At 69.0% G+C, this 9,362-nt stretch carries 8 protein-coding genes and 2 pseudogenes; 4 read left to right on the forward strand and 6 right to left on the reverse strand.

The window, feature by feature from the left end:
* The coding region (locus ABZT04_RS45510; RefSeq protein ID WP_356066512.1) for a site-specific integrase at window positions 1–1,458 on the reverse strand (1,458 nt) is incomplete at its 3' end.
* An 81-nt stretch (window positions 1,459–1,539) separates the two neighbouring features.
* Between ABZT04_RS45510 and ABZT04_RS45515 the strand changes: the two are divergent.
* A pseudogene (locus ABZT04_RS45515) lies at window positions 1,540–2,037 on the forward strand (alpha-amylase family glycosyl hydrolase); the annotation flags it as partial.
* An 18-nt stretch (window positions 2,038–2,055) separates the two neighbouring features.
* Here the strand turns inward: ABZT04_RS45515 and ABZT04_RS45520 are convergent.
* The 5 genes from ABZT04_RS45520 to ABZT04_RS45540 are packed head-to-tail and all read right to left on the reverse strand — an operon-like array spanning window position 2,056 to window position 7,697.
* Window positions 2,056–2,247 carry a thiamine pyrophosphate-binding protein gene (locus tag ABZT04_RS45520; RefSeq protein ID WP_356066531.1) on the reverse strand — a complete coding sequence of 64 codons (192 nt, stop codon included), beginning with the start codon at window positions 2,245–2,247 and terminating at the stop codon, window positions 2,056–2,058.
* A 25-nt stretch (window positions 2,248–2,272) separates the two neighbouring features.
* Entirely contained in the window at window positions 2,273–3,553 is a 1,281-nt protein-coding gene (locus ABZT04_RS45525; protein ID WP_356066515.1) for a cation:proton antiporter, read from the reverse strand.
* A 12-nt stretch (window positions 3,554–3,565) separates the two neighbouring features.
* Window positions 3,566–4,975 (reverse strand): cytochrome P450, encoded by a 1,410-nt coding sequence (locus ABZT04_RS45530; protein WP_356066517.1) that lies wholly within the window; start codon window positions 4,973–4,975, stop codon window positions 3,566–3,568.
* Complete coding sequence (locus tag ABZT04_RS45535) at window positions 4,972–6,075, reverse strand: alpha-hydroxy acid oxidase (RefSeq protein ID WP_356066520.1); 1,104 nt, start codon at window positions 6,073–6,075, stop codon at window positions 4,972–4,974. Before ABZT04_RS45535 ends, ABZT04_RS45530 begins: the two co-directional genes overlap by 4 nt.
* 11 nt (window positions 6,076–6,086) lie before the next feature.
* On the reverse strand, window positions 6,087–7,697 hold the full coding sequence (locus ABZT04_RS45540; protein WP_356066523.1) for an NAD(P)-binding domain-containing protein: 1,611 nt from the start codon (window positions 7,695–7,697) through the stop codon (window positions 6,087–6,089).
* 448 nt (window positions 7,698–8,145) lie between these two features.
* Here ABZT04_RS45540 and ABZT04_RS45545 point away from each other — a divergent pair.
* The 3 genes and pseudogenes from ABZT04_RS45545 to ABZT04_RS45555 all read left to right on the forward strand — a co-directional run.
* Window positions 8,146–8,335: pseudogene (locus ABZT04_RS45545) on the forward strand (IS5/IS1182 family transposase); the annotation flags it as partial.
* 307 nt (window positions 8,336–8,642) lie between these two features.
* Window positions 8,643–9,038 (forward strand): carboxymuconolactone decarboxylase family protein, encoded by a 396-nt coding sequence (locus ABZT04_RS45550; RefSeq protein WP_356066525.1) that lies wholly within the window; start codon window positions 8,643–8,645, stop codon window positions 9,036–9,038.
* Between the two features lie 4 nt (window positions 9,039–9,042).
* The gene (locus tag ABZT04_RS45555; RefSeq protein ID WP_356066528.1) at window positions 9,043–9,240 is read left to right on the forward strand and encodes a hypothetical protein; all 198 of its coding nucleotides are present in this window, start codon (window positions 9,043–9,045) and stop codon (window positions 9,238–9,240) included.
* Window positions 9,241–9,362 lie beyond the last annotated feature (122 nt).

Consider the following 9,362-nt stretch of genomic DNA (forward strand, 5'->3'; position numbering starts at 1 on the left):
ACTGCCTACAGCACCGCAAGCTGTTCGACGAACACACCGCGTTCCCCACCGAACTCGCCGCCGCAGCTTGACGCGTTGGCATCGTGAGGTGTCTGCCTTCATGCGGCTTCTTACCCCGGCCCAGGCGTCCCTCGACAGGAACTGCACCCAAATGAATCGGTTCTCGTGGATATAGCCAGCCCTGAGTAGGGGGTTCATCTCCACCACGCGTGTCTGGCCGCGGGCCTCGGCTGCGGAGACGATTTGCAGCAACTGCTGACGTTGTTCGCGGTGCTGTGGCAGGAACTCGGGGGTGGTGATGAACATCGGGCAGGTCAGGCAGACATTGGCGTGCGGGCAGGTCTTCTGCACCGGCAGGCCGCAGTAGCCGTTGGGTAGGTCCTGGGTCGCGCGGCCAAGCCGCTGCTTGGCCCAGGTGGCTTCGGCCAGGGGTCCGGCCGGGTCGACGGTGACGCTCTCGCCCTTGATGTTGACCTTGCGGGCCCTTTCCCAGTGCCGGCGGACTGTGGTGTCGTGCAGCCGGGCGTAGTGGGCGGTCACATCGCCGGAGGAGTGATCGAGCAGGACGCGTACGACTTCCTGCGGGACGTCCCGGTTGATCAGCCTGGTTCCAAAAGTGTGACGCCATTGATGGGGCGTCAGGTGCACGGATCGGCCGTGCTCGTCACACACCTCGCAGCACTCCAGCCAGACGGCGAGCTGTCCCCGGTAGGAATGCGTGGTCAGCGGCCGGGTGCCGTCTGGGTTCATCCGCGGGGCTGGGAACAGCCAGCGGCTGCCGTCGGGCCAGCGTTTCAGCACCCGGCGCTGCTGGGCGGTGATCTCGCCCTCCACCTCCTCGTCGATGAGGACCAGGGCCTCGCGTTTCATCTTCCGGTTGAGGTAGCGGAGGTAGGCGGCGCCGTCCGCGTCCCGCACGATGCAGTCGAAGGCGACATTGCAGGCGTCGCCGACCCGCAGTCCGCACCGCATCAGGACCAGGGTCAGCAGACGGCCCTCGGGGTTGTGCCAGCGGTCGAGGTTCGCTGGCTGCTCGACCTGGGCCATGACCTGCTCGGCCAGCGCGCGGGGCAGCCGCTTGTCTGGACGGGGGAAGTGGTCGGGGTAGTAGGTCGCACTCGCCGGAAGGGTCTCGTCCCAGCCGTGGCGGCGCACGGCGTTGAAGACCGCGTTCAGAGAGCTGACGTCGCGGCTGCGTGAGTAGGTCGAGCGCGGGTCAGTGGCGAGATCGGCCAGGTAGCGCTCCAGCACCTTCCGGTCCACCGCCGCCAGGCCGTCGGCGGCGACCCGCGGGTCGGTCAGGAAGCCGGAGAAGCGGTTGAGGGCGAGGATGTCGACGACGGCCTGGTTGACGCTGCGGCCGATGCTGAGCCGCCAGCGCACAAACCGCGTGGCCGGCTCGCGCAACCAGGGCTGGGCGATGCGGTCGAACCGTAGCCGGGCCCCGGTTCCCTCCATGCCGAGTCGACGCAGCACCCAGACGTCGCGGGGGAACTCCGTCTCCCAGCCGCTGCCGCAGGCGAGATCCTCCAGGTGCTCGTGCGCGTAGCGCAGGAAATCGCGTTCCCGTTCCCGGACGCCGCTTCGCCGAGACGCCGCTCCAGGGCTTGGTCAAGCGCTGACCTGCACCCCCGCCCCGAGAAGTCAGGATCCGAGCAGCGTGGCACCCTGCGCAACACGCCCGCGCCCTGGTGGCGCTCCGCCGTCATCTACCAGGTCTGCATCCGCAGCTTCGCCGACAACAACGGCGACGGCGACATCTCCGGCCTGCGCTCCCGTCTGCCGTACCTGGCCCACGTCGGCGGCGACACGCTCTGGATCAACCCCTGGTATCCCTCTCCCCTGGCCGACGGCGGCTACGGCGTACCCGAGCACCGGGACACCCACCCCGCCTACGGCGCCCTTCACGAGGCCGGACACCTGATCACCGAGGCGCACGACCTCGGCCTGCAGGTGATCCTGGACCTCACCCCCCACCAACACCCCTGGTTCCAGCAGGTGCTGGCGGCAGCTCCCGTCTCCCGGGAACGTGCCCGCTACCTCGTCCGCGACGGCCTAGGCACGTACTGCGAGCAGCCGCCCAACGGCTGGCACGCGGCTTGCCATGTGGGCCGCGCCCTGTTCGTGGCGGGCGGCGATGTAAGTGATCGATCCCTCGGACCCACGGTCGCGGGCCAGGGCCTCCAGCACGTGGTCGAGCTGTACACCCGGGACGCCGAAGACATGCCGGACACCCTCTCGCCACATCTGTGCGATGAGGCTTCAGCGCCGCTCAGCTCCATGTCGGCACCGTCTCTGGGGAGTTGTGAGGTTCCCCGGCCGCCGTCCGGGATCTGGCGTCGCGGCGGTCCAGCCAGCTGAGTACCGGGACCGTCATCACGGTGGTGACCAGGGCGACGAGGACCAGCGCGGTGAAGAGCTCCTCGCCGACGATGCCCGCGGACAGCCCGATGTTGAGTGCGATCAGCTGCATCAGCCCGCGGGCGTTCATCAGGGCACCGACCCTGACGGCCACCGACGCGGGTTCACCGCGCAGCCGTGCGGCGGCCCAGCAGCCGCCGAACTTGCCGGCCACCGCCAGCACGATGGCGGCCGCGCCGAAGGCCAACACCGCGGGGTCGCCGAACACATCGAACCGTGTGTTGAGGCCGGAGTAGGTGAAAAACATCGGTACGAACACCACCTGGGTCACGGACTGCGTGGTCCGCACCAGCTGCTCCGATGTCTCGTGCCGGGGCATGGCCATCCCGACGCAGAACGCCCCGAAGACGGCGTACAGCTGGATGGTGTCGGTGAACCAGGCCGCCCCGAACAACACGGCGACGAGGAACAGCAGCCGGGTGTCGTCGCGGAGAGCGGGGTACGTCACCACCCACGCGAGCAGCCGCCGCCCGAGCAGGAACAGGACGGCCACGAAGAGCAGGGAACCGCACACGGCCTTCAGCACGGGGCCCCTCTCGCCCGAGGCCGCGCTCAGCACCCCGGCCAGCAGGAGCCAGGCGACCACGTCGTCGGTGGCTCCCGAGGCCATGGACAGGGAGCCGAACCGGGAGCCGGCCAGCCCCCGTTCGGTGATGATCCGGGCCAGCATCGGGAAGGCGGTGATGGCCAGGGCGACGCCGACGAACGCCGCGGTCACCCAGACCGAGACACCGTCGACGAAGATGTCGACGTGGCCGTGGACCAGGACGGTCAGTCCCACGCCCAGCAGCAGGGGGATGAGTACGCCGGCCGAGGAGACCACCACGGCGGTGCCGGCAAGACCGCGTCCCGCGTGCGCCCTGAACTTGTATCCGGCGGCGAACATCAGCGCCACCAGACCGATCTGTCCCGCCACGTACAGCATCGGCTTCAGTTCGGCGGGGAAGACGGCGTCCGACACCCCTGGGGCGATCAGTCCGAACAGCGAGGGCCCGAGCAGCACTCCGGCGATCATCTCGCCGACCACGGGGGGCTGGCCGAAGCGGCCCGCCACCAGGACGACCAGACGGCAGGTCAGCAGAATCACCACGGTAGCGGCGAAGAAGGCGGGAGCGAGCTCTACGGGAGTCATCGTCGCGTCCCCTCACCGGCTACCGAGGGCGGATGGCGCGGGGCCGCCTGACGACGGGGCGAAGTAGTTGCGGCACAGACCCTGTCGCCGGGCGTCCCACACCATGTAGCTGCCCAGGACCAGTTGGACCAGGCTGCGCGGGACCGTCGCCCAGTGGTCGCCGAGCCGCATCGCGGCGAGCCGCAGCCGTGGGCGCCGAGCTCTTCCGCCGGCGCGAGGGAGCAGCAGGCAGGGGCCTCGGCTGGGCAGCGACCGAGTGTGCTCCGCCGAGGAGTCGAGCCGGAAGCGGCGCAGCACCTCTTCGGCCGCGACCCGCATGGTCAGGACGGCAAAGCCGCGGGCGGGGCAGGGCCGGTTGGCGGTCACGCCGAACGGGATGTGGGCGGTGGGCCTGGTGTCCTGCGACAGCCATCGGTCCGGGTCGAACCGCTCCGCACCGGTCGTCCCCGATCGCTGGTACTCGGGGTAGTTGAACAGCAGCACGGAGCCGGCCGGGATGGGGGCACCGCCTGCTCGGGGGATCTCCCCGGTGGTGACCCGGTGGGCCACACCGAACAGCGGGAAGTGCTGCAGTGTCTCGTTGATGACTCGGTCCAGGAAGTCCGGGTCCTGATCGCCGCCCACCAGCCGGTCCTGCACCGGACGATGCGTGGCGAGAGCCAGCAGCAGATGGGCCATCGCCTCCGACATCTGCACGACGGCCGTGTTGAAGAACGTGCCCTGTAGATAGTACGCCCGCTCCTCCTCGGAGAGGAGGGACGGAAGCGGTACCGGCGGCGGATCGTGGGCGAGCCGGGCCCGTAAGTGGGCGGTGAGCCGGGCCCGCCGGTCCATGTGCCGCAGCCCGGTGCACTTGAGGGCGGTGACCACGTCGTCCGCGTTGCCGACGATCAGGTCCCGGACGGTGCTCGGGCACGGTGTGCGGAAGACCAACTCGTAGTAGACCTCGGCCCAGACCGGCATCATCAGGTCCCGCAGCCTGACGCGGTGCGCCCTGGCGGGAGAAGCGCCGGCGCTGTCGTCGAGTTCGTCGAGGACGTGCCGGGTGCAGCGGCCGACGAGCTCCGTCCACTGCGCCAGGGACAGCCCGGCGAGGATCTGCCGGGTGGTCCGGGCCACGTCGTCGTAGCGCGGGCCGGGCTCCAGATGCTCCTGGTGCACCTCGGGGCCGGGTGAGAGCCAGTACCAGAACAGGTCGGACAGCGCAGCGCCACGGCTGCGGCCGCTCGCCGCCGGGTGCCCGTACACCTGCTTGAACTCCTCGACGGGCACATCCCGGCCGGGCGCCGGGATGCCCTCCTCGCCGTTCACCCGGGCGAAGATCCGCACGCGCAGGGCGACCACGGTCCGGGGCAGCCAGTACGGCAGACTCACCGCCAGGGCCACGGCGGCAGCAACGACCAGCCATCCGGTGGCACTCACAAGGCGGCTCCGCCGAAGAGCGGACCGGACCAAGCTGAGCGAACCAGGCCCGGAGTGAGCTCCTGCGGCCCGGTCACGCCGCACAGCGCCAGGGTGTCCTCGAGTTCCTCACGCAGCAGCTCCAGCAGCCGCAGTACGCCCTTCTCCCCTCCAACGGCCAGGGCCCACATCACCGGACGGCCGATGCCCACCGCCCGCGCTCCAAGGGCCAGCGCCTTGACGACGTCGGTGCCCCGTCGGACGCCCCCGTCCAGCACGATGGGGATCCGGCCCGCGACCGCGGCGGCGATCTCGGGCAGCAGCTCCAAAGTGGCGGGCACGGTGTCCAGTTGGCGGCCGCCGTGGTTGGACAGCAGCAGCCCGTCGATGCCGTGGCGCACGGCGAGGCGGGCGTCCTCGGGATGCAGCACGCCCTTGAGCAGGATAGGCAGCGACGTGATCGAGCGCAGCGAGTCGATGTGCTGCCAGGAGAGCTCCGGGGACATGGCGATCTGGCGTACGTGCCCGCGCTCGCCGTCGCGCAGGTCGACCAGGTTCTCGCAGCGCAGCCCGGGCGGCAGGTCGTGGAAGCCGTTGCGGCGGTTGCGTTCGCTCGCGCCCAGCACCGGGGAGTCCACGGTGATCACCAGGGCGGTGCACCCGGCGTCGGTGGCCCGGCGCACCAGGGCTTTGGTGATCTCCCGGTCGGGCTGGATGTAGAGCTGGAACCACAGGGGTACAGGATCGGCGCCGTCGACCGCGGCGCGGGCTGCGTCCGCGATCTCCCCCACCGCCGTCGTCGACGCCATGCTCACGATCAGGATCGCTCCGGCGACGGCCGCGGCACGTGCGGTGGCCAACTCGCCCTCCGGGTCGACCAGTTTGTGGAAGGCGGTCGGCGAGAGCAGGATCGGCAGGCGGGCACGACTGCCGAGCACAGTGGTGTCCAGGTCCTTCACCCCGCCGCCGCGCAGCATCCGGGGCAACAGCCGCAGCCGGCCGAAGGCCGCCTCGTTGGCCCGTACGGTGATCTCGTCGCGTGCCCCGCCGGCGATGAAGTCGGCGTAGACGGGGTCGAGCTTGTCGCGGGCAGCAGCCTCGAAGTCCTTTGCGGAGAGCATCACGGCTTCTCTCACCGCCCCGCGCCGGCGGGGCGCACGCCCAGCTCACGGGCGAAGAAGGCGGCCAGCGGGGCGTGGTGGACCTCGGGGTCGTCCCACTGGTTCTCCAGGTTCTCGGCCATGTGGTGGGTGCCGAGGAGTTCGCCGCTTCGGAAGTGGCGGATCACCGGGTGGAGGTAGGAGGCGTCGAAGGCGTCGTCCACGGAGTTCTGCGCGGTGCGGCGCACGGTGATGTCGAAGGGGTCGACCTTGTCGTGGTCGGGGCCGTACTCCAGGGTGATGGTGAAGTAGTCGTGATCCTGGGTGAGTTGACTGCCGTGGGTGTAGTCGACCGGCACCTCCTCGTGGTATCGGACCTGTTCACCGGGCGCCGGTGCCGTGACCAGGAGGTCCCCGATCACGCCGAACTGCTGCCACAGCGCCGAACTCCGGTTGGTCCGCTCCACCACGGCGTCGGCGAGTGAGGATGGATCCGGGTCGAGCGTGCGGTGGGGCCAGGACCGGTCGTGATGGCGTTCGTCGAGGATGCGGCTCAGGGCTCGCACGGCATAGCGGAAGCCGTGGATGAAACCTCCGGTGGACTTCTTGAAGTCGCGCTGCTGCATCAGGGTGCCGGCGAAGTACAGACCGGGCACGTTCACGGATTCGTAGGCGGGGGTGAGGGCGGCGAACCGGTCGTTGATGACCAGTTCGGGACGGCACTCTGCCTCGAACGCCGCGGCGTCGAAGCGGAATCCGGTGCAGACGATCACCCGGTCGTACCGCAGCTCCTTCACCACCTCGTCGGCGCGGGAGAAGCTGAAACGGACGCGATAGGGATGGTTGCCGTCTGCGTCCTGGTCGGCTTTGTCGGCCTTCTCGATGGACAGCACGTGGCCGTCCAACAGGGCGTTCTGCGACTTGAGTTGGTAGGTGTCGAGGAAGTTGTTGTTGACGGCGCGCAGATGACCGACGAAGTGGGTGTTCCAGGCCATCCGTATGGAGTGCGGTCCGGCCACATGGATCACGGCAGCCGTCTCGACCAGGCTGTCGGCCGTCTCCAGCGCGGAGTTGCCCTTGCCGAGGATCAGGACACGCTGGTCGATGAAGTCCTCGGGGTCCGTCGGGACGACGGAGTAGTCCTCGGCCGTCTCGATGCCGGGGATGTCCGGGGTGTTGGGCCGGGTCAGCCCGGTGGCCATGACCAGGCGCCGGCCATGGTGATCCGCACCGTGCTGGTCGCTGACGGTGAATCCGCCGTCCGCGCGGTGGATCCGCACTGCCCGGGTGTCGTAGGCAATGTCGAGCTTGAACGCCTCGGCGAAGTCGGCCAGATAGCGCACGAGGTCGTCGGCGCGCGGGAAGTAACGCTTGCTGTATCGGCGGAACAACAGCTCCGGGTCGGGAGACAGCAGCGAGTTCCAGTCCATCCGGAGGTTCAGTTCGGGGTCTGAGGTGCCGTTGTACACCTTGTTGATGGAGATCAGCTGGCGGTGACGGGGGAAGGTGCGGAAGAAGGTGCCTGGTGTGCTGCCGCTTTCCAGGATCCGGTAGCGGTGGCCGGCTGCCTGCAGCAGTTGTCCGAGCTGGAGTCCCGCGGGGCCGCCGCCGATCACCAGGTAGTCGAGAGATTCGTTGGGCACGGTGTCTTCCTTACGGTGGGGAAGTGCCGGAAAGAGCCGTGAACATCGGGGAGTTCGAAAAGAGACGACGCGAGCAGGCGACGGTGCCGGGCATCGGTGCCACCTTCGGCCCGACGATTGATTGAAATCTCAATAAGCACCCTAGTGACGGGAGTTCGGCTGTACAACACCGATATCCGGCCGGTAGGACCGCCGACCGGACATGTCGCGCGATGTAGAGCGCCGTCCAGTCCGCCCGGGAGATTCCCGAGATCGCGCAGGCCCGCGCGCCGACGGATCACCTCGCCAGGCGCCTTCCGATCACCGACAGCAACTGGAGTTTGTCGTGGTCCTGGTCATGTCCCGCTGGAGGACACCGTTGGCGACTTCGGCGGATTGTTCCAACTGACCGCCGGTGGAGGGATGATGGCGCGGCCAGGTGCGGGGACATCGCGATCAGGTGAGCACTGTGTCGCTGCATCCCCGTGTTCCCGGCGAGGTGCCGGAGCAGACAGCCGAGGTAGCCCAGCTGGCGTTTCCCAAGAGCTGCTTTCGCAATGCGGATCCGTGAGGTGCTCGGACCGCTCTTCACGGACGACGACTTCGCGGAGCTTTATCCGCGGCACGGTCAGCCCGCATGGCCGCCTCACCAGCTCGCCCGCCGCCCGGCTGCTGGCCGCGACCAGGAACTGCCCTGCGTCCACCCACCGTGGCCGCCTGTGGCCTCACCTAGCGGTCCATGCGCGCACCGGTGTCGGCCCGCCGCCCTGGCGGCACGCGGGAGTGCCCGATGGAAGGTCGCCGGAGGGTTCGGGGGCGCTTAGGCTGAGGGGTGAGGTTGGAGTGCCGCCCCGCTCGCATTCACCGGGAGGTTCCGTGCCGGGCCCGGCATGAGCAGGAGTTCCTCAGCCCACGGCAAGCGCAGGCGGCCCCGCTCCGGCGCTGGCAACCTCCAAGGAGGCCAGCATGACCACCGAAGTGAGTCGCGCCCAGGTGGAAGCGGACATCAAGGAGACCCTGGGCCTGGTCCCGCACTTCTTCCAGAGCATCCCGACCGAGTTGCTCGGCCCGGAGTGGGAGATCTTCAAGCGGATCGAGCTCGGCGAGACGCTGATCCCGAACAAGTACAAGGAACTGATCGGCGTCGGGCTGCACGCGGAGACCAAGTGCCACTACTGCAGCCTCTTCCACACCGAGGCCGCCAAGCTGTTCGGCGCCACCGACGAGGAGATCCAGGAAGCCGTGCACTACGCGAAGGCCAGCCTGGGCTGGAGCGCCTACATCAACGGCATGCAGGAGGACTACGACCAGTTCGCCGCCGAGCTCAAGCAGGTCGTCGACTACGTGAAGTCCAAGGGCTGAAGCGATGGAGCTGGAGCGCCTGAGCCCGACGCTGCTACGCGGCACGTTCCACGCGTACGAGCTGTCGGCACTGGTCGCCGCGGCCCGCTACCTGGTCGAGACGGCACCCAAGGACGTGCCGGCCGAATCCCTGGAGCAACTTTCGCAGCTGCTGGCCGGCTACGACCAACAGCTGCGAAAGTTGCCGGCCGCCCAGCAGTAAGGGATCACCGTCGCGCCACCTCCGCCAACCTCGAACCCCTGCTGCTGACCTACCGCGGCTGACCCCGCCGGGAAACACCGGGGCCCGGCTCCCCCAAGGGAAACCGGGCCCCGCAAAACAAA

It is taken from the genome of Streptomyces sp. NPDC005492, assembly GCF_040605995.1.
Taxonomy (GTDB): Bacteria; Actinomycetota; Actinomycetes; order Streptomycetales; family Streptomycetaceae; genus Streptomyces.

Coding starts and splice junctions, on each gene's coding strand:
- ABZT04_RS45520 (WP_356066531.1), bottom strand. CDS start 2,247: ATGTGGCGAGAGGGTGTCCGGCATGTCTTCGGCGTCCCGGGTGTACAG.
- ABZT04_RS45535 (WP_356066520.1), bottom strand. CDS start 6,075: ATGCTCTCCGCAAAGGACTTCGAGGCTGCTGCCCGCGACAAGCTCGAC.
- ABZT04_RS45525 (WP_356066515.1), bottom strand. CDS start 3,553: ATGACTCCCGTAGAGCTCGCTCCCGCCTTCTTCGCCGCTACCGTGGTG.
- ABZT04_RS45555 (WP_356066528.1), top strand. CDS start 9,043: ATGGAGCTGGAGCGCCTGAGCCCGACGCTGCTACGCGGCACGTTCCAC.
- ABZT04_RS45550 (WP_356066525.1), top strand. CDS start 8,643: ATGACCACCGAAGTGAGTCGCGCCCAGGTGGAAGCGGACATCAAGGAG.